Annotated in this window: 14 protein-coding genes and 1 pseudogene; 3 read left to right on the top strand and 12 right to left on the bottom strand. The window is 73.8% G+C overall.

All coding sequences use genetic code 11. The features are described from left to right. Positions 1-56: 56 nt before the first annotated feature. The 8 genes and pseudogenes from OOJ98_RS22905 to OOJ98_RS22870 form a co-directional block, all read right to left on the bottom strand. Positions 57-1,610, bottom strand: coding sequence for an RNA polymerase sigma factor (locus tag OOJ98_RS22905; RefSeq protein WP_267056807.1), 1,554 nt, complete (start codon positions 1,608-1,610; stop codon positions 57-59). Positions 1,611-1,932: 322 nt separating this feature from the next. Then, positions 1,933-2,817 carry a FadR/GntR family transcriptional regulator gene (locus OOJ98_RS22900; RefSeq protein ID WP_267056806.1) on the bottom strand — a complete coding sequence of 295 codons (885 nt, stop codon included), beginning with the start codon at positions 2,815-2,817 and terminating at the stop codon, positions 1,933-1,935. 160 nt (positions 2,818-2,977) lie between these two features. After that, positions 2,978-4,702 carry an ATP-binding cassette domain-containing protein gene (locus OOJ98_RS22895; protein ID WP_267056805.1) on the bottom strand — a complete coding sequence of 575 codons (1,725 nt, stop codon included), beginning with the start codon at positions 4,700-4,702 and terminating at the stop codon, positions 2,978-2,980. 314 nt (positions 4,703-5,016) lie between these two features. After that, the gene (locus OOJ98_RS22890) at positions 5,017-5,781 is read right to left on the bottom strand and encodes an NUDIX domain-containing protein (RefSeq protein ID WP_267056804.1); all 765 of its coding nucleotides are present in this window, start codon (positions 5,779-5,781) and stop codon (positions 5,017-5,019) included. A 95-nt stretch (positions 5,782-5,876) separates the two neighbouring features. Beyond that, positions 5,877-7,907 carry a glycogen debranching N-terminal domain-containing protein gene (locus tag OOJ98_RS22885; RefSeq protein WP_267056803.1) on the bottom strand — a complete coding sequence of 677 codons (2,031 nt, stop codon included), beginning with the start codon at positions 7,905-7,907 and terminating at the stop codon, positions 5,877-5,879. A 205-nt stretch (positions 7,908-8,112) separates the two neighbouring features. Beyond that, positions 8,113-9,450: a DUF4192 domain-containing protein gene (locus OOJ98_RS22880; protein WP_267056802.1), complete on the bottom strand. Its 1,338-nt coding sequence runs from the start codon at positions 9,448-9,450 to the stop codon at positions 8,113-8,115. A gap of 459 nt (positions 9,451-9,909) precedes the next feature. Next, positions 9,910-10,114 (bottom strand): annotated as a pseudogene (locus tag OOJ98_RS22875) (acyl-CoA carboxylase epsilon subunit). Between the two features lie 126 nt (positions 10,115-10,240). Beyond that, positions 10,241-10,630: a hypothetical protein gene (locus OOJ98_RS22870; protein ID WP_267056801.1), complete on the bottom strand. Its 390-nt coding sequence runs from the start codon at positions 10,628-10,630 to the stop codon at positions 10,241-10,243. 386 nt (positions 10,631-11,016) lie between these two features. On the opposite strand from OOJ98_RS22870, the gene OOJ98_RS22865 reads away from it, so the two are divergent. Together OOJ98_RS22865 and OOJ98_RS22860 are read left to right on the top strand one after the other, a co-directional pair. Further along, on the top strand, positions 11,017-13,188 hold the full coding sequence (locus OOJ98_RS22865) for a RecQ family ATP-dependent DNA helicase (RefSeq protein ID WP_267056800.1): 2,172 nt from the start codon (positions 11,017-11,019) through the stop codon (positions 13,186-13,188). A gap of 427 nt (positions 13,189-13,615) precedes the next feature. Beyond that, a complete protein-coding gene (locus tag OOJ98_RS22860) occupies positions 13,616-14,254 on the top strand; it encodes a hypothetical protein (RefSeq protein ID WP_267056799.1) in 639 nt (212 codons plus the stop codon). A 169-nt stretch (positions 14,255-14,423) separates the two neighbouring features. Here the strand turns inward: OOJ98_RS22860 and OOJ98_RS22855 are convergent, their stop codons facing one another. From OOJ98_RS22855 to OOJ98_RS22840, 4 genes are all read right to left on the bottom strand, one after another. After that, the gene (locus OOJ98_RS22855; protein WP_267056798.1) at positions 14,424-15,047 is read right to left on the bottom strand and encodes a hypothetical protein; all 624 of its coding nucleotides are present in this window, start codon (positions 15,045-15,047) and stop codon (positions 14,424-14,426) included. Between the two features lie 320 nt (positions 15,048-15,367). Next, positions 15,368-16,078: a ribonuclease HII gene (locus OOJ98_RS22850; RefSeq protein ID WP_267056797.1), complete on the bottom strand. Its 711-nt coding sequence runs from the start codon at positions 16,076-16,078 to the stop codon at positions 15,368-15,370. Between the two features lie 562 nt (positions 16,079-16,640). Then, positions 16,641-17,561 carry an ADP-ribosylglycohydrolase family protein gene (locus OOJ98_RS22845; protein WP_267056796.1) on the bottom strand — a complete coding sequence of 307 codons (921 nt, stop codon included), beginning with the start codon at positions 17,559-17,561 and terminating at the stop codon, positions 16,641-16,643. Positions 17,562-17,573: 12 nt separating this feature from the next. Next, a complete protein-coding gene (locus tag OOJ98_RS22840; protein ID WP_267056795.1) occupies positions 17,574-18,233 on the bottom strand; it encodes a histidine phosphatase family protein in 660 nt (219 codons plus the stop codon). Between the two features lie 279 nt (positions 18,234-18,512). On the opposite strand from OOJ98_RS22840, the gene OOJ98_RS22835 reads away from it, so the two are divergent. Then, a complete protein-coding gene (locus tag OOJ98_RS22835; RefSeq protein WP_267057063.1) occupies positions 18,513-19,202 on the top strand; it encodes a TetR/AcrR family transcriptional regulator in 690 nt (229 codons plus the stop codon). Positions 19,203-19,207 lie beyond the last annotated feature (5 nt).

Genomic DNA, 19,207 nt, shown 5'->3' with positions numbered 1-19,207 from the left:
GCGAGGGCCCGGCCTCCGCTGGGGAGACCGGGCCCTCGCCGACGTACGACCGAGGTCTAGTCGAGGTAGTCGCGCAGGACCTGCGAACGCGACGGGTGGCGCAGCTTCGACATGGTCTTCGACTCGATCTGGCGGATCCGCTCGCGGGTCACGCCGTAGACCTTGCCGATCTCGTCCAGGGTCTTGGGCTGGCCGTCGGTGAGGCCGAAGCGCATGGAGACCACGCCCGCCTCACGCTCGGAGAGGGTGTCGAGGACCGAGTGCAGCTGCTCCTGGAGGAGCGTGAAGCTGACCGCGTCGGCCGGGACGACCGCCTCGGAGTCCTCGATGAGGTCACCGAACTCGCTGTCGCCGTCCTCACCCAGGGGGGTGTGCAGCGAGATCGGCTCACGCCCGTACTTCTGGACCTCGATGACCTTCTCGGGGGTCATGTCGAGCTCCTTGGCCAGCTCCTCCGGGGTGGGCTCGCGGCCCAGGTCCTGGAGCATCTGGCGCTGGACGCGCGCGAGCTTGTTGATGACCTCGACCATGTGCACCGGAATACGGATGGTGCGGGCCTGGTCGGCCATGGCGCGGGTGATCGCCTGACGGATCCACCAGGTGGCGTACGTGGAGAACTTGTAGCCCTTGGTGTAGTCGAACTTCTCGACCGCGCGGATCAGACCGAGGTTGCCCTCCTGGATCAGGTCCAGGAAGAGCATGCCGCGGCCGGTGTACCGCTTGGCCAGGGAGACCACCAGACGGAGGTTGGCCTCCAGGAGGTGGTTCTTGGCGCGGCGGCCGTCCTCGGCGATGATCTCCAGCTCGCGCTTGAGCTTCGGCGCCAGCTTGTCGGCGTTGGCCAGCTTGTCCTCGGCGAACAGGCCCGCCTCGATGCGCTTGGCGAGCTCGACCTCCTGCTCGGCGTTGAGCAGCGGGACCTTGCCGATCTGCTTGAGGTAGTCCTTGACCGGGTCGGCGGTGGCTCCCGCGACGGCGACCTGCTGGGCGGGCGCGTCGTCCTCGTCCTCGTCGGACAGGACGAAGCCCTTGCTCTCGCCCTCGGGCTCCTCGTCGTCGCCCTTGCCGGGCGCGGCGTCCTCGATGAGCTCGTCGCCCTCGACGGCCTCGTCGTCGTCGCCCTTCTTGGCGGCGGTCTTCTTCGCCGCGGTCTTCTTGGCCACCGTCTTCTTGGCGGCGGTCTTCTTGACGGCCGCCTTCTTGGCGACAGCCTTCTTGGGGGCGTCCTCGGCCTCGTCGGCCGACACGTCCACGCTCTCGGACGGCGTCGCGGAGGCGGCGACGGTCCTGGTGGTGGTCACGGTCGTCTTGGCCGCGACCGTCTTGGTGGCGGTGCGCTTCGCCGGGCTCTTCGCTGCGACGCTCTTGCGTGTGCGCTTCGGTGATTCCGCGGCACTGACCATCAGCGTCACACCCTCTTCCTCGAGGATCTGGTTGAGGCTGCGCAGAACATTCTTCCACTGGGTCGGCGGAATCTGGTCGGCTTCGAAGGCCCGACGCACGTCATCGCCGGCGATCTGTCCATCAGCCTTTCCCCGCTCGATGAGCGCCATCACAGACTCGGACTCGGCGATCTCCGGCGGGAGCGTACGGGATGTGCTGGCCGACACGAACAACCTCTCGAAACGATGGAAAACGGCTTCCGGCCCCGCCCAGGATCGGGCCGGAGCCGACGACCACCGGCTGGGGATGTGCCGGGGGCGCGGGCTGAACCTCGGAGCTGCACAGCGCCATGCCTGGCCGCTGTATTCCCTCCTCGGCTGTTACCTCTTAAGTCATCGCATGGTTCCGAGGAGTGTTACGCGCAATCTTCGTGGCCCGAGTCACACCTCAAAGGCGACCAAGGGCCCACAAGGGACAGATACCCCGTATTCGAGCCCGCCGGACCCCTCTGGGGGATCCGGCGGCCCGGGGCTCGGGGCGGGGCTGCGGTCAGTGCTCGCGCGGGGCGGGGACGACCCGCTCGACCTCGGGGTGGACGGTGAGCAGTTGACGGACGGCCGTCTCGGCGGCGATGGGGTCGCCGTTGGCGAGGGCGTCCACGATCCGGCCGTGGTGCGCGAGGGAGGCGTCCGAGGGGCGGTCACAGCCCGTGATGGGGGCGCCGGAGACCTGGAGGGCGGCCGAGACGATGCCGGAGAGGTGCTCCAGCATCCGGTTCCCGGCGAGCTGGATGAGGAGGGAGTGGAACTCGGCGTCGGCCCGCGAGAAGGTGAGCGCGTCACCCTGAGCGAGGGCGTGGCCCATGATCTCCACCATGTCGCCGATGCGCTGCTGCATGTCCTCGCGGCCGTGGCCCGCGGCGAGGCGGGCGGCGAGCGGCTCGATGGTCCAGCGCAGCTCGGCGAGCTCGCGGCGCTGGTCGTCCCGCTGCGGGCCGAAGGCGCGCCACTCGATGATGTCGGGGTCGAGCAGGTTCCAGTCGCTGACCGGGCGGACCCGGGTGCCGACGTTGGGCCGGGCGCTGACCAGGCCCTTGGCCTCCAGCACGCGCAGGGACTCGCGGACGACCGTGCGGGAGACCTCGAAGCGCTGGCCGATCTCCTCGGGGACCAGGGGGCGGTCCGCGCCGAGGTCGCCGGAGACGATCATCTGGCCGAGCTGCTGGACGAGTTGACCGTGCAGGCCGCGGCCCCGGCTGCCCGCGGTCCTGCGGCCCACCCGGCCGAGCTCGCCGTCGCCGCTGTCCCAGGAAGGGGCTCCGAGCCGGTCGGACGGGCGCGCCTCGCCGTAGGGGTAGCGGTCGAGCTCGGCCGGGGCGGAGAGGCCGGCTTCGGCGGTGCGGGCGGTCATCATGGTGTGCGCAAGGGTGCTCATGCACCCTTTGTCGGCGGGACTCCCGTGGCCCTTGAGGTCTTTGGTGAAAAGCACACGAAAGGGTGATCACCGCCACCCCCGCAATTGACGCTTTATCAGAAAGAAGCGGGCAATCCCCTGGGAGTTGTGGGCAGATCCTCACGCGCCGCCCGTGAGTGGGTCACCAACGGGCCCTGGCGCGCAGGCCGGTGAGCAGGTAGGCGCAGACCAGCACGGTGAGCGACAGGGTGAGCGCGGCTCCGACCGGTTCGGCGACCAGATGCAGCCCGGCGACGAGCAGGTGGTCGAGGGCGTGCGGCCAGCGCACCCACGCCAGGTCGCGGAGCCGGTCGGGCAGCCCGGCCACCGAGCGGACCGAGTGCCCTTCGACGGCCTTGCGCAGGAGCGGTACGACGACCACGGGCACGGCGAGCACGGCCGCGAGGCCGGCGGAGGTGGCCCGGAAGATCCCGGCGGCGAGGAGCCCGGCCCAGGCGCAGCCGACGGTGAGCCCGGCCCAACTCGCGCCCATGGCGGGCCACTCCCGCGCCGGCCCCGCCACTCCCCCTCCGTACACCAGGCGCAGAGCCTGGTAGTCCACGGCGACGGCGAGGGCGCCGATGGCCAGGGCCGCCGCCGCGGTCACGAAGAGTTTGGCGAGGAGCAGTCCGACCCTGCGCGCAAGGGTGCCGCGGTCGGCGGCGAGCACCGGGTAGCGGTACTCGTCGCCGAAGGAGAGCGCCCCGAACAGGCCGGCTGCGAGCGCCGCGGGCGGCAGCGGCAGCAGCCCCGGCCAGGCGGCGAGCAGCCGTGACGGCGGGGCGTGCCCGGCCCGTGCGAGCAGCACGGCGAGCATCGCCGACAGGGCCAGAACGCCCGCTGTCAGCAGGAAGGTTGTCCGTACGCCGAGGAGCCTGCGCAGTTCGTAGCGCAGGGGCCGCAGCGGGGTGCGGGCGGGCGCGCGCGTGATGGGCAGCGGGTGGGAACTCCGGGGCGGGCCGGGGCGTTCCCGGGGTGGGGCGTGGACGCCGGGGCCGGCGTCTCCGACCTCGTCGGCGAGGCGGTGCAGCAGCACGCCGTTGCGGAAGGCCGTCTCCCCCACCTCCGCGGTACTGCTGCCGTACACGGACAGGTGGTTGCCGTCCTCGGCGACGACTTCGACGGAGCGCTGCGCGGCGCGCGCCTCGCGGCTGACCAGCGCGCCCAGGCGGGCGGCGTGCGGGGTGGCGACGGCGACGCGCGGCCGCAGCCGGGTGCGGGCGAACGCGGTGGCGTCCTGGTCGGCGACGAGCCGGCCGCCGTCGATGGTGACGACGCGGTCCGCCACGCGGGCGGCCTCCTTGGGGTCGGCGAAGGTGCACAGGACGGTTCCGCCATGCTCGGCGTGACCGCGCAGCAGCCCGTGGAGCCAGGCGTTCTCGCGGGGGGAGAGGCCTTCCGCGGGTTCGTCGAGGAGGAGGGTGTGCGGGTCGCCGAGCAGCGCGGAGGCGAGGCCGAGGCGGCGGTCCATGCCGAGCGAGAGGGTGCCGAGGCGCTGGTCGGCGAGGCCGGCGAGCCCGACGACCTCCAGCATCTCCTCGGCACGCGACACCGGTACGCCGGCGACGGTGCACATGAGCTTGAGCTGGCCCCGCACGGTGCGGGCCGGGTGGCCGGGCACGTCACCGAGAAGGGTGCCGACCTCGCGGGCGGGGTGGGCGATCGCGTGCAGCGGGCGGCCCCTGAAGTACGTGACGCCCCGGCCGGGTTCGAGTTCGAGCATCAGGCGCAGGGCGGTGGTCCGGCCCGAACCCGGCGCGCCCAGGAGGGCCGTGAGCTGCCCGGGTCTCGCCTCGAAGGTGAGGTCGTCCACGGCGGGCGGGAGGTCGGGGCGGGGGGCGCTGGTGAGTCCGATTGCCTGGAGCATCGCTTCTCTCGCGGTAGGTGAGACCGCTCGGCCGACTGGGCGGGTACCCCAGCAAGATAACGCGACATTTCGGACTTTTGGCGCAGGGTTGAGGTGACGCGATCCCGAATGTCAGGCCTTTGGACGCGACTTCGCCCGGAGCCGGGCCCCGACGGCCTCCCTTCGGTCCCCCCACCCTGGCCGTACGGACCGGGTGACGCGTCCGGGCCGCGCGGCCGGTTCGGCGCGGACGGTGCGGGTCTGCGGGCGACGCCCCCGGTTCGGGCGGGGCCGGCGGCGCGGGCGGCGCGAGCGGAGCGTCCGGCGCGGGCGGGTCAGACCTCGGGGCGCAGCATGGGCGGGTTGAGGAGGGTGGCGCCGCCCGCGCGGAAGAGTTGGGCGGGGCGGCCGCCCTGGCGGGTCGTGGTGCCGCCGGACGGCACCAGGAAGCCGGGGGTACCGGTCACCTTGCGGTGGAAGTTGCGCGGGTCGAGGGCGACGCCCCACACCGCCTCGTACACGCGGCGCAGCTCTCCGACGGTGAACTCGGCCGGACAGAAGGCCGTGGCGAGCGACGAGTACTCGATCTTGGAGCGGGCTCGTTCCACACCGTCCGAGAGGATCCGGGCGTGGTCGAAGGCGAGCGGCGCGGGCTGTTCGCCGTCGCGGCCGAAGCCGCCGTCCTGACCCAGCAGGTCCTCGACGGGTGCCCAGCGCGCACTGTGCGCGTCGCCTCCCGCGCGCGGCGCCGGCAGGTCGGGCGCGAGGGCGAGGTGCGCCACGCTGACCACCCGCATCCGCGGGTCGCGCCGGGGGTCCCCGTAGGTGGCGAGCTGTTCGAGGTGGGCGCCGTTGGCGAGCGCCGGAGCCGAGGGGTCGGAGGCGCAGAGCCCGGTCTCCTCGCCCAGCTCGCGCGCCGCCGCGGTGGCGAGGTCCTCGTCGTCGCGGACGAATCCGCCGGGCAGCGCCCAGCGCCCCTGGAAGGGTGGCTCTCCGCGGCGCACCACGAGCGCGCAGAGCGCGTGGCGGCGCACGGTCAGCACGACCAGGTCGACGGTCACGGCGAAGGGCGGAAAGGCCGACGGGTCGTAGGGCGACATGCGGCGATCATAGTCGTCTGCCTGACGATAAACACTCCCTTCGACACCCTCCGCGCCGACTTCTCCCGGGGCGCCCGCCGGGGTGCTCACCACGCTCAGCCTCCCAACTGGAGCCGCTCGGCGGCCTGCTCGACCATGCCGACCCCGAGCCTGCTGACCCGTACCGTGAACGGCTCCCCGGCCACGCTCAGACCGGCGAGCCGGACCGCGCCGAGCGGGGCGGACCGCAGCGGATGCAGGGCGACCGAGCCGGCCGGGGCGTCCGGGCGGACCCCGGCCAGGGTGGCGAGCAGCTGGATCCCGGCGCCCGCCGCCACCGCGGCGGGGCGGCAGGCCGCCGGGTGCGGCACGGGCACACCGTCCGCGGTGCGCTGCTCCCCCGCGTACATCTCGGGCAGCCGGTGGCCGAACGCCTCCGCGGCGGCCAGGACCCCCCGCAGCAGGGCGACGGCCTCCTTCTCGTGGCCGGCGCCGGCGAGGCCCGCGACGGCGACGGCGCTCTCGTGCACCCGGACCGCACCCGCCCGGTGCCCGAACGGGTTGTATCCGGGCTCCTTGACCGCGAGTCCGCGCAGCCCCCAGCCGGAATCCATCGCCGGGCCGCCGAGCAGCCGGGCCAGCTGCTCCGTCTGCACCTTGTCCAGCAGCCCGGGTGCGAGACGCCCTCCGCCGAGCAGACCCGTGTCGAGGAGGTGGGCGGCGCCCGCGCCGAGCAGCGGCACCGGGCGGCCGTCGGCGGTGCGGGCCGCCGCGGGCCGGCCGCCGCCGATGTCGTCGACCCAGAACTCCGCCCGGAACCGGTTCCTCAGCGTCTCGGCACGCGCGGCCCAGTCATCCGCTCCGGGCCGCCCGCACTCCCGCAGCAGCTCCGCGCCGAGCAGCGCGGCCCGGTGCGCGTGGGCCTGGGTCTCGGCCCTCACGAACCCGGCGCCGGGGCCCTGCTCGGCGAGGTACCCCTCGTCGCCCAGCGCCGCACCGAGCCAGTGCAGACAGCGCTCGGCCGCGGGCAGCAACGCGGCCACCTCCGGCTCGGCCAGGCCCCAGCGCCGCGCCTCGGCGAGCACGACGGGAAAGGCCAACGTGGCCTCCACCCCCGTGCAGCCCGGCGGGAGGAAGGGCCCCGCATCCCGCAGCGGGCCCGGGATGCGCCCCGACTCCGCGCCCGATCCGCCGAGTTGGGTCCTCGCCAGCGTGCGCAGGGTGGCCGCGGCGAGGCGGGTGGACAGGGGCAGCGCCATCCGCGCCGCCCAGAGCGACTCGGCGGGCGCCGCGCCGCACCGCCAGGGGACGCCGCCCGCCGCGTACAGATCGGCGGGGCTCGCGGGGTCGCGGACCAGCAGGGCCCGCAGATCGTCGATGCTGCGCTGCCACAGCGCCGCCACCCTCGGGTCGTCCCCCTCGGCCCTGACCTCCTGGACCGAGGGCAGCGGGCTCGCGGCCCGGCCAGGCGGTCGCACGGGCCGGCCCGACCTGACGGACAGGTGGATCGTGTACGACCCTCCCGGGGGCAGCTCCACCGCCCAGCGCAGCACCCCCGCGGAGGCGAGCGCGTCCGTCGGCGGCGGCTGGGCCGTCACCGCGCAGTAGGCGTTCCCGGAGGTCCAGCGCATCCCCGAGTCGTGCACGCTGGCGGCCAGTTCGGGCCCGGCGCGCCCCGCCGCCACCCTGCCCAGCTCCGCCAGGTCGGTGCCGAGCGCGATCTCCACCGGGAACCGCACGGGCCGGCCCGCGGAGCTGGTCAGGGTGATCCGTTCGGTGCCGTCCGCGTGGCGCAGCCGCTCGACGGAGAGCTCGGGGTCGGGCCCGGCGTCCGCCGCGGTGCGCACCACGGCGACGAACCGGGCGCGGTCAGACGATATCGACCTGCCCTGCACGGCGATCGGGTCCCGCCCGGCCACCCTCAACTGGCAGCGGGAGAGCAGCCGTCGGCCGTGCTGGTAGAAGCCTTCCAGGCCGCGCCCGGTCAGCTGGCCGTGCTCGGGCGAGATCACGAGGCCGGGCAGCGCCACGCAGATCACGGCCGCGTGCACGGCCGGGAGCTCGCCGGGCGGAGGCCCGGGAGCCCGCGGCGATCCCGGGCCCGGCGTGCCCCCGGTGCCGGCGCGGGGAGGTGCGGTGGACACCATGCGAACCCTTCTGCGCGTTCCGGACGACGACGGCTGTGGGCCGGGCTGATGCTGCCGCCCGTGGGACGCGGCGCCCGGTGCCGCGCTCGCCACCCAGGTGAACGCCGCGGGATGCGACCGGGTCACGGACCAACACCCCCCGCGTGCCGCCCGGCCCCTCCCTCTCGCCCCCGGCCGCATGCCGGTCGCCCGGCTCCGGCGCCGCTCACCCCTCCTCCTTCGCCCTCTCGCCCGCCCGGCGGCGCACCCGGGTGCGGGGTTTCTGCTGTGTGGGGCCGGCCGGCGGGCGGCCCGCGCTGCCGGGCGGACGCGCGCCGCCCGTGCCCTTCCCCGAGGTCCGCCGCGACGTGCGGCGCGCCCCGTCCCCCGGCGTGGACCCGCCCCCCGCCGCGTCGGAGCCCGCCGACCGTGCCGCGCGTTCCTCCCGCAGGCAGATCCGGAGTTCCTCGGGGTCAAGCCCCTGGTTGCAGGCCTGGTGGAGCAGGTAGGCGAAGCGGTACTCGGGGTCGACGCGCAGGGCGAGGCCGAAGGCCACCCGGGCGTGCGGATCGTCGCCGGTGGACCAGGAGACCCAGCCCGCCAGGGTGAGCAGCGGGGCCGCATGGCCCCGGTACGGGCCGACGCAGCGGCGCGCCAGCGCACGCCACAGGCGCAGGGCGAGCTGGGCTTCCGCGCCCTCCATCCATTCGGCGGCCCAGTCCCGGGTCGTGCGGTCCTGGAGGCCGAGGATCACGGCCGCCGCCTCGTCGTGTGCGATCAGCCCGTCGTCCAGGTCGTCGACCGCGTTGCCGCCGAGGAGCAGTGTGCCGGCGGGGGCACCCCGGCCTTCCGCGAGCCGGGTGTCCGCGCCGCGCGGCGGCGCGGGCGCCTGCGCGATGCGCCGCATGAGCCGGGCCGCCAGGTCGAGCGTCTCGTCGGCCACACCACGCCGGTCGCCGTCACTGAGGATGCGGGGGAACATCTCCGCCGCCGCCGCGTCCAGCGCCCGTTCCTGGTCCTCGGCGGCCGTCGACCGCCACGGCGCGAACCGCTCCTCCATCTCCCGCAAGGAGCCCCGCACCTGAATGCCCGCGTAGGTGGCGGCGGCCGCCATCACCGACGTGCCGGGCAGCGCCATCACGTTGCCCTCCGGCGGGCAGCAACGCGTGTCCGGGCAGCAGTAGGACCAGTAGCGGCCGTCGGAGATGCACAGCGCTTCGAGCACGGGAACGTCGAGGCTGCCGCAGGCGATGCGCAGCCGCTGGGCCAACGGCCGCAGCCGCTCCATCACTTCGTGCGCGCTCCCGTCGCGCGACGGGTCCTGGCAGAGGAAGACGACGATGCCGTCCGGCCGGGTCCCCCGCCGCTCGCTCCCTGTGACCAGGCACTCGGCGAGCTGGTCGGCGATGTCGGGCCATTCCTGCGGCGAGGCGGGCAGCCCGACCCTGACCCGGCCGCCGAATCTCCCGCTCTCGCCGTGCAGCGCCACCAGAACGGCCGAGTCGGTCGGATGGAAGCCCAGCAAGTACGGCAGGGCGTCGGCCAGTTCAGCCGGCCCCCGCAAGGTGATCCGCGGCTCGCCCGACGGGCCGCGGGCACCGGAATCGCGGGAGGAGGATTCATGGGAACGGGATTCGCGCGGCCGGGAATCACGGGATCGGGATTCGCGCGGCCGAGAATCACGGGATCGGGATTCGCGCGGCCGGGGCTCCTGGGTCCCTGATTCGCGGGTTCGGGATTCGGCGGATCGAGATTCAGGGGACTCGGATCCATTGCCTCCGGACTCAGGGGATTCAGACGCGTGGGCCCGGGACTCACGGGGACGGGACTCGTGCGGACGGGGCTCATGGGGAAGGGACTCGTGGGGACGGGGCTCGTGGGATCCGGAATCGTGGTGCTCGTTCATGTCTCGCATGCCCCGAGGGTTTCGCGATTCTTTCTTCGCCACCACCCCTGTGGAAAACCTTATCCACAGCCCAAAGGTGCTGGTCATACAAATTGGTCAAGCGTGCAGAGTTTCCGTTCACCCTTTCCAGGAATTCGGTGCCCGGAAACCGGCGGCACGCTCCAGACGGCGCCGACCGGCAGTGGAACGGCCGCGCCCGGAGGCCCCCATTGGGCTGGGTCGCGGAGGGCTGGGCCCCGGCTCGGGCGCGCAGCACCGCGGTGATCGCGGTGAGCTGTTCGGACCGGCCTCGTCCCCGCTCAATACGTACGACGGCACGCATGCTCACACTCGTGCCCATAGTGGGAACTCACTTGTCTTCCAAGGACTTTGGAGCAGTGAACAATCCGGATGCGTTCCTGGGCGTAGGTGTCGCTGACCTCGATGATGGAGGTGTGCAGTTCTTAGGTCACCACCTCGAACGGCACGCGGGTGCCGAACCAGGCCTACTTGCCCGCGCCGAGCCGGACCCGGGTCCGAAGCGGTCCGAAAGGGCGCTGTGGGTAGCCGAGTTGACGCCGTCGGCCGCCACCACCAGGTCGTGGCCGCCCGCGAGTTCCGCCGCGTCGGCCGGGTCCTCGAAGCGGAGCCGTACGCCGGCCTCGGCGGCCTGTTCCTGGAGGACGGCGAGCAGGGTCTTGCGCGCTACGGCGGTGAAGCCGTACCCGCCGTAGCGCAACGCCCGCCCTCCGTACCGAAGTTCCATGTCGGTCCAGGCAACGCTCGCCTCGACGATCCTGCGGTGCGTCGCCGGGTCGGCCCGCTCGAAGGCGGACATCGTGCGGTCGGAGAAGACCACCCCGAACCCGAAGGTGGCGTCCGGGGCGTTGCGCTCGTGGACGGTGACCTGGCGGGCGGTTTCCCCGCAGCATCAGGAGCCTGGCGAGGAACAGTCCTCCGGGACCTCCCCCGACGACAGCGACATCCAGCACGGCCAGCACCTTCTTCCCTGCTCGGCGGTGTCTGCCCGGGTCGGTCTCCGGGCGACGCCAGGGAGCTTCGCGTGGGTGCCTCAAGCCGTTCTCAAGCTGTCTTCAAGGTTCGCCACAGACGGCCGCGGGCGGGCGCCGGTCACCATCGCCGCCGGGGCGGGCGGACGCTCGAACCGGCCCCTGACCAGGGCGGACGACCGCTCGGGGGCGGCATCGTTGCGCGATTGTCCGACCCGTCCTGTTGTATGGGGGCATGGAGCACACGAGCAACGCGGAACTGCGCACCGAGGCCGACACGGTCCTGGCCCGTCTGGTCGGGGACACCACCGGCACGGCGCGGCTGCGCGAGGACCAGTGGCGGGCGATCGAGGCCCTGGTCGCCGACAAGCGGCGGGCGCTCGTCGTGCAGCGCACCGGCTGGGGCAAGTCCGCGGTGTACTTCGTGGCCACGGCGCTGCTGCGGAACCAGGGCGCGGGGCCCACGGTGATCGTCTCGCCGCTGCTCGCGCTGATGCGCAACCAGGTCGACGCGGCGGCCCGAGCCGGCATCACGGCCCGCACCATCAACTCGGCCAACCCCGAGGAGTGGGACACCATCCAGGAGGAGGTCGCGGCCGGCGCGGTCGACATCCTGCTGGTCTCGCCCGAGCGGCTCAACAATCCGGACTTCCGGGACAACGTCCTGCCGAAGCTGTCCGCGGCCACCGGCCTGCTCGTGGTCGACGAGGCGCACTGCATCTCCGACTGGGGCCACGACTTCCGTCCCGACTACCGCCGCCTCCGCACGATGCTGGCCGAACTTCCGCCGGGCGTCCCGGTGTTGGCGACCACGGCGACCGCGAACGCACGGGTGACGGCGGACGTGGCCGAGCAGCTCGGCACCGGCGGCGGTTCGGACGCGCTGGTGCTGCGCGGCCCCCTGGACCGCGAGAGCCTCAGCCTCAACGTGGTGTCGCTGCCGGACGCGGCGCACCGCCTGGGCTGGCTCGCCGACCACCTCGACGAGCTGCCGGGCTCGGGCATCATCTACACCCTCACCGTGGCGGCGGCCGAGGAGATGACCGCGTATCTGCGCCGGCGCGGGCACACGGTGGCGTCGTACACCGGCAAGACGGAGAACGCGGACCGCCAGCAGGCGGAGGACGACCTGCTCGCCAACCGGGTCAAGGCCCTGGTCGCCACGTCCGCGCTCGGCATGGGCTTCGACAAGCCCGACCTGGGCTTCGTGGTCCACCTGGGCTCGCCGTCCTCCCCCATCGCCTACTACCAGCAGGTCGGCCGAGCGGGCCGAGGCGTGGCCCACGCGGAGGTGCTGCTGCTGCCGGGCCGCGAGGACGAGGCGATCTGGAAGTACTTCGCGTCGGTGGCCTTCCCGCCCGAGGAGCAGGTCCGGCGCACCCTGGACGTCCTGGCGCAGGCCGGCCGCCCGATGTCACTGCCCGCCCTGGAGCCGCTGGTCGAGCTGCGCCGCACCCGGCTCGAAACGATGCTCAAGGTCCTCGACGTGGACGGCGCGGTGCACCGCGTCAAGGGCGGCTGGACCAGCACGGGCCGGCCGTGGGTGTACGACACCGAGCGGTACGCGTGGGTGGCGCGGCAGCGCTCCACCGAGCAGCAGGCGATGCGGGAGTACGCCTCGACGACGGGCTGCCGGATGGAGTTCCTGCGCCGCCAGCTCGACGACGAGCAGGCCGCGCCGTGCGGGCGCTGCGACAACTGCGCGGGCGCCCGCTTCACGGCGGACGTGTCGGGCACGGCCCTGGACGAGGCCCGCGGCGAGCTGACCCGGCCCGGCGTCGAGGTGGAGCCCCGCAAGATGTGGCCCACGGGCCTCGCTGCGATCGGCATCGACCTGAAGGGTCGCATCCCGGCGGGCGAACTCGCCTTCCCCGGGCGGGCGTTGGGCCGCCTCTCCGACATCGGCTGGGGCAACCGGCTGCGCCCGATGCTCGCGCCGGGCGCGCCGGACGGCCCGGTGCCCGACGATGTGGTGCAGGCCGTGGTGAGCGTGCTCGCCGACTGGGCCAAGGGCCGCGGAGGCTGGGCCTCGGGCGGCCCGGACGCGCCGCCGCGCCCGGCGGGCGTGGTGACGCTCCCTTCGCGCACCCGGCCCGCCCTGGTCTCCTCCCTCGGCGCCCGGATCGCCGAGATCGGCCGGATGCCCCTGCTCGGCTCGCTCGCCTACGCCGAGGGGCCGGAGGGCGAGCGGGTCGCGCAGTCCAACAGCGCGCAGCGGGTGCGCGCGCTGCACCACGCGTTCACGGTGCCGGAGGACCTGGCGGCGGCGCTCGCCGAAGCCGCCGGACCGGTGCTGCTCGTCGACGACGCCTCCGACACGGGCTGGACCCTGGCCGTCGCCGCGAGGCTGCTGCGCCGCTCCGGAGCGCAGGGAGTCTTCCCCCTGGTTCTGGCGGTCCAGGCCTGAGGGCGGTTGAGGGGGGCGGTGCCTGGCCTGAAGGCGGTCCGGCGGTGCCCAGCCTGAGGGCGGTCCGGCGGTGCCCAGCCTGAGGGCGGTCCGGCGGTGCCTGGCCTGAAGGCGGTCCGGGGGTGCCCGGCCTCAGGGCGGTTGCGGGGGTGCTGCGCCGGTGGATCCTGGCTTCAGCCGCCTGCGGGTTCTCGCCAACGCTGGTGGCCGGAGCGGGGCTCAGGGGGTGATCGGGGGCGTGCCTGGGCAGGGATACACATGTGTGCCCGCGGACCCGATCGGCGTCCCGACCCGCCCGTCAACCGACCGCAGGGCAGCGACCATTGGGACCCGCCCCGCCCCCATCCGGGTGGTACGGACGGGCTGTGCCGGTGCGGGTCCGCCCGGCCCCGCCCGCGCGTGGGGCGCGTCTCCTGAAGGGAGGACCGTGACCTTCGGATTCGCTCCGTCCGCGGCTTCGGCCGCCGCTTCCGGCCTCCTGTCGACCGGCTCCGCGAACCGCTGCACCCGGATGCTGGAGCCCGCCGAGTGGGCCGCGGCCGGCATTCCGCTGCTGCGCAGTCCCCGCGAGGTCGTCGACGGGCTGCACGAACGGCACCGGCCGGCGCCGGGGACCGCCGTCGTCGCGGTCCTCGACCATGAGGAACGGCTCGCGGCCAGCGCGTCGTTCACCCCGCGGGCGGCGCCGGCCGACGGCTGGGAGTTGCGCAACGCGCTCCTGGCCCATCTGCGCCGGGTGGTTCCGCACGACCTTCGCCGCCGCGCCCCGGTGCGCACGGCGGTACTGCTCTACTGCCGTGACGGGGACGAACGGTGGACAGAGGAGGACGGCGCCTGGATGTGGGGGCTGCGGGACGCCTGCACCCTGCACGGGCTGCGCTGCGGGGCGTACATCACGCTCACGCGCGTGGGGTGGCAGGTGCTCGGCGAGGGCCGCGGCGGCCGCCGCCCCAGCACCGCCGTCGCACCGCACACGATGACCGGGGCCGGACGCATGCAGGCCCCGCTGTCGCTGCGGTCCGGCACCGGAGGCCTGGACATGCCACGCCGCACGGCCGCGCGCTGAACCGTCACGGCACACCCCTGTACAGGGACGCTGCCATGGACAGGGGCACGAGCGCGGGGACCGGCACGTCCATGACGGCGCTGACGGCGCTCGCCGAGGTTACGGGCCGGGCCCCTACCCGCGCGTCCGGCCACCCGTGCGCGGGGCCGGATCGCGCGTGTGGGGGGCTTCAGACTCCGGCGCCGAGCGCCTCGTTGACGCGCTCCGGGTCGCCGCACACGATGAGCAGCACCTCGGCACGGGCCAGGGCGAGCGGCAGCGCGCGCGTCGCGGCACCGTCGGCCTCCCCGGCGTTGGCGGCGACGACGACCACCGGGCGGGACGAGGCCCGCGCGACGGTTGCCGCGTCCGCGTAGAAGACGTCGTCACGGGCGTCGTGCTGGGCCCAGTAGGCGTCCTCGCCGAAGGACAGCTCGTGCGCTGCCCACGGGTGCGGCTCACCGATGGTGAGGACCAGGATGTCGCCCGGCGCTCGGCCGGAGTCGAGCAGCAGGTCCACCGCTTCGCCCGCGGCGTCGAGCGCGCCGTCGGCGGGGGAAGGGATCAGCTGGATCTGCGGACCGGCCGGGCTCGGAGGTCCGGCCGGCGGGGTCTGCGCGACGGAACCGTGCGACCGCTGCGCGGGGGGCGTGGGCCGGGCAGGGCCGGGGCCCGGACGTCCGGGACGCGGCACGGCCGCGGGACGCGGACCGGGTACGGGGCGAGGGGTCTGCGCGGTGCGGCCGGCGGCCGGGGTGACGCGGGGACCCTGGGCACTCTCGTGAATCTGAGGCTCCTCGGGGATGAGAGGCATGGATGGATGTCTATCAAATGCCGGTGAGGGCGTCACCGGCGGGTGGCACAAAGGTGCGATCGGGGCGGATTCTCCCCGCAACTGGGCGGGAAAGTCCAGGGATTTCGGGACGCGGACCCGGACTTTGACGCTCCCACGAAGCGGACCGGAAGACTCCGGCAGCAGGGGGACGCCATAGGGAGAACGGACCGGAAACCTGTGGCGCGAGGCCGGGCTCCGGTGTCGTCCGGGGTCAGGATCCGGGTCGCCGTCCCGGGCAGAGAACCAGGGACGCGATCCGGGGACGCGATCCAAGAGCTCGATTCGGGGGCGATCCGGGGTCAGAAGTCGAAGCCGAGCTGTCCCCCGCTTTCGAGTGCGGCTGCCTCCGGGGAGAGCCGCGTCTTCTTCAGGTGGCGCCATTGGGGCAGCGCGTCCAGGTACGACCAGGACAGCCGGTGATAGGGGGTGGGCCCCCGCTCCTCCAGCGCCGCCTTGTGCACGGGCGAGGGATAGCCGGCGTTGTCGGCGAAGCCGAACCCCGCGTACTCCCCCTGCGTGCCGGTCAGTTCGGCCATCACCGCGTCCCTGCGCACCTTGGCGATGACCGAGGCGGCCGACACGGCGACGCAGGACTGGTCGCCCTTGATCACCGTACGGACCTGCCAGGGCAGCCCGAGATAGTTGTGCTTCCCGTCGAGGATCACCGCGTCCGGCCGGACCGGCAGCGCCTCCAGGGCGCGGACGGCGGCCAGCCGCAGGGCGGCGGTCATGCCCAGCTCGTCGATTTCCTGAGGCGATGCGTCACCCAGCGCGTACGCGGTGACCCAGCCCTCCAGTATCGCGGCGAGCTCATTGCGACGCTTGGGGCTGATCAGCTTGGAGTCGGTCAGTCCGGCGGGCGGTCGGCGCAGCCCGGTGATGGCGGCGCACACCGTGACGGGACCGGCCCACGCCCCGCGTCCGACTTCGTCGACACCGGCGACGATCTTGGCCCCGGTGGTGGCGCGAATCGAGCGCTCGACGCTGTGGGTGGGTGGTTCGTACGGCATGGCGCCTGCAAGGTTACGCCGCCTGCGCCCGCCCGCGACACCCAGGTCACCCCCGCCCGCCCACGGCGCCCTCGAACGCCTCGCCCCCGGGCCGTTCTCACCCCGGATGCGGACGCAGCAACCTGGCGGCAACGGCAACGGCACCGCGCCCTGGCCGTTGGCTCCGATCATCGCCACGACGCGCGGTCGCCGTATTCGCTCCCGCACATCTGCGAGCAGACCTCCGTCAACCCCGGTTACGTTCCACGGGACGCCCCCGGAACGCCGTCGAAGACCGGCCGGCCGATGCCACCCCCGGCGCACAGCACACCGCCCATTCCCCGCCGCCCCCTCTCACGGAGACCCCGCTCGCGGGCTCGACGACCCGGTGCTCCACAGCCGCTGGAACCGGTCGGCCATGGCACTGTCGTCGCACGCGTAAAGCATCAATCGGCCCGCATCACCCGACCCCGCCCCACGCCGAGCGGGCGGTGCGGCCTCGGGAGCCCGCCCTCGGGACCCCGCCCTGGGTGCGGCCCCGGTCCCGCCCTCGACTCCGGCTCCGGCCTCGCCGGGCAGCGACTCAGCCGGTCGGGGCGGCCGGGATCCAGTCCGGGAGGGGCTCCGTGTGTTCCAGCCAGGCCGCGGGCGGTGCTCCTGCCGTGCCGGAGGCGATGACGCCGCCCACGATCGCGCACGTGGTGTCGACGTCGCCGCCCACCTGGGCCGTCGTCCAGAACGCCCTCTCGTAGTCGCCCAGTCCGCGCGCCGCCGACCAGAGGGCGAACGGCACGGTGTCGTGCGCGCTGGTGCGCCGACCGGAGCCGAGCACCGCGGCCACCGTCGCGGCGTCGTCGTAGTCGAGCATGTCCCGCGCCCGCCGGAGCCCGGCCCCCACGGCGCTGCGCGGCACGAGCGCGATGACCGCGTCGAGGAGGTCGCCCGGTCCGGGCGGCCCCTCGGGCGCGGCGGCCAGTGCCGCGGCCGCCGCGACGGCCATGGCTCCCACGACCGCCTCTCGGTGCTGGTGCGTCGTGTACGAGGAGATCTCCGCCTGGTGGGTGGCCTGTTCGGGGTCGCCGGCGTACCAGGCGCCGAGCGGCCCGATCCGCATGGCTGACCCGTTGCCCCAGGAGCCCTGGCCGTTGAAGAGCGCGGAGGCCAGCTCCCGCCAGTCCCCGCCCTCTCGGACGAGGCGCAGCATCCGGTTCACGGCGGGACCGTAGCCCCGGTCGAAGTCGTGGTGCCGGGCGAAGGACTGCGCGAGCGCGTCCTGGTCCATGCGGTCGTGCGCGGCGAGCACGGCCAGCACCGAGCAGGCCATCTCGGTGTCGTCGGTCCACTGCCAGGGGCCTTCGGGCAGTTCCCGGCGCTTGAGGCGGGGATAGTTGACGGGGACGAAGAACTGGGAGCCCAGTGCGTCGCCGACGGACAGCCCGCGCAGGCTGTTCAGCGCGCGGACGAGGCGCGGGTCGAATGCTTCGGGGGAGGAGTCAGCGGTCATCGCACAGCCACTCTATCCGGTGATGCCGTACGGCTCGGGGGCGCGCCAGCGCTGGAACGGCCGGTCCAGCGAGTACCGCCCGTCGGCGCCCAGGAGCAGGGTTCTGCTCTCCGCGTTTCCGGGGTTGGACAGCGACTCGAAGTCCGCCACGCTCCAGTGGAACCAGCGCATGCAGAACAGCCGCATGGTGAGCCCGTGCGTCACGAGCAGCACGTTGGGCGGGTGGTCCGGTGCCTCGAAGCTGCGGTAGAGGCTCTCCAGGAAGGCGCCGACCCGGTCGTACACATCGGCTCCCGACTCGCCCTGGGCGAACCGGTAGAAGAAGTGGCCGTACGCGTCCCGGTAGGCCTTCTGCAGTTTGACATCGTCCCTGTCCTGCCAGTTCCCCCAGTCCTGCTCGCGCAGCCGCGGCTCCTCCCGGATGCGGACCTGCTCGGGGGCGAGGCCGAACGCCCGGAACGTCTCGTGGGTGCGTCGGTACGGCGATACGTACACACTGACGCGCTCCTCGCCGAACAGCGCACGCAGCCGCTCCCCCGTCGCCTCGGCCTGCCGCAGGCCGTTCTCGGTGAGCCTCAGCGCATGGTCGGGCTCGCGCTCGTACACGGTGTCGTCGGCATTGCCCTCCGACTCGCCATGCCGGACGAGGACGATGCGCCGTGGTCTTGCCATGACCAAACCCTAGATCGCCCGCGCCCCTGTCGAGCGCATGTGCGGCCTCCATCCGGCGTAGGCCCGGATCCACCCGGCGGTCGATCCCGGTCACGAGCCCGTTTTCCGGGGCGTCCGCCAGGGACCGCGGGAAGGGGTGGGCGGGTGTGAGCGACATGGGCGTCTCCCGTTCCGTCGGCGGCGCGGCATCCCGCACCGGCTTAGTAACGCAACATCTGTGGCGTTACGACGAGTGTGGCAGACTCGGACCGACTAACGCAACGGGAGTCGCAATTGAATGTGAACCTGGACCCTCAGGACACCCCCGCGCCGGGGCCCCCCGATCCGCCGAAGGCCCCTGCACCCCCGGCCGCCCCCGGCAGCAGACGCCCCGGCGGCCGCACCGCGCGCACCCGCGCCGCGGTGCGCGAGGCCGTGCTCACCGGACTGTCCGAACAGGGCTATCCGGGGCTCACCGTCGAGTACGTGGCCGAGCACTCGGGCGTTCACAAGACGACCCTCTACCGGCGCTGGGGCGGGCTCGAGGGACTTGTCGCCGACGCGCTCGACCTCGCGGGCGAGGAGGACTGGAGCCCGCCGGACACCGGGAGCCTGGAGGGCGATCTGCGCGCCCTGGCCCGCGAGACGGCCCGGTCGTTCACCGACGGCGGCGCCGAGGGCGCCGGTCCCACCGCGCTCATCGCGGCGGCGTTCACGTCGGCGCGCGCGGCGGACGCGCTGCGCGTCTTCTACACCGAGCGGTTCGCGCGCGGCGAAGCGGTCGTGCGGCGCGGCGTGGAGCGGGGTGAAGTGCCGGCCGGCACCGACGCGGGCGCCGTGGTGCGGGCCGTTTCGGCCCCCCTTTTCCTGCGCCTGTTCATCACACGCGAACCCGTGGGCACCCGCCTCGCCGACCAGTCGGCCTCGGCCGCCCTCGCCGCCGCCAGGGCGGGCGGCTTCATCAACCAGCCGCCGGGACAAGCCGGTTGAGATCC

Origin of the sequence: Streptomyces sp. NBC_00083 (assembly GCF_026343295.1) — a bacterium.
Lineage (GTDB): Bacteria > Actinomycetota > Actinomycetes > Streptomycetales > Streptomycetaceae > Streptomyces.
Note: the sequence above shows the minus strand (reverse complement) of the source record. Positions and strands in the feature narration are given on the sequence as shown.

Coding starts and splice junctions, on each gene's coding strand:
- OOJ98_RS22900 (WP_267056806.1), bottom strand. CDS start 2,817: ATGAGCACCCTTGCGCACACCATGATGACCGCCCGCACCGCCGAAGCC.
- OOJ98_RS22895 (WP_267056805.1), bottom strand. CDS start 4,702: ATGCTCCAGGCAATCGGACTCACCAGCGCCCCCCGCCCCGACCTCCCG.
- OOJ98_RS22890 (WP_267056804.1), bottom strand. CDS start 5,781: ATGTCGCCCTACGACCCGTCGGCCTTTCCGCCCTTCGCCGTGACCGTC.
- OOJ98_RS22885 (WP_267056803.1), bottom strand. CDS start 7,907: ATGGTGTCCACCGCACCTCCCCGCGCCGGCACCGGGGGCACGCCGGGC.
- OOJ98_RS22865 (WP_267056800.1), top strand. CDS start 11,017: ATGGAGCACACGAGCAACGCGGAACTGCGCACCGAGGCCGACACGGTC.
- OOJ98_RS22855 (WP_267056798.1), bottom strand. CDS start 15,047: ATGCCTCTCATCCCCGAGGAGCCTCAGATTCACGAGAGTGCCCAGGGT.
- OOJ98_RS22850 (WP_267056797.1), bottom strand. CDS start 16,078: ATGCCGTACGAACCACCCACCCACAGCGTCGAGCGCTCGATTCGCGCC.
- OOJ98_RS22845 (WP_267056796.1), bottom strand. CDS start 17,561: ATGACCGCTGACTCCTCCCCCGAAGCATTCGACCCGCGCCTCGTCCGC.
- OOJ98_RS22840 (WP_267056795.1), bottom strand. CDS start 18,233: ATGGCAAGACCACGGCGCATCGTCCTCGTCCGGCATGGCGAGTCGGAG.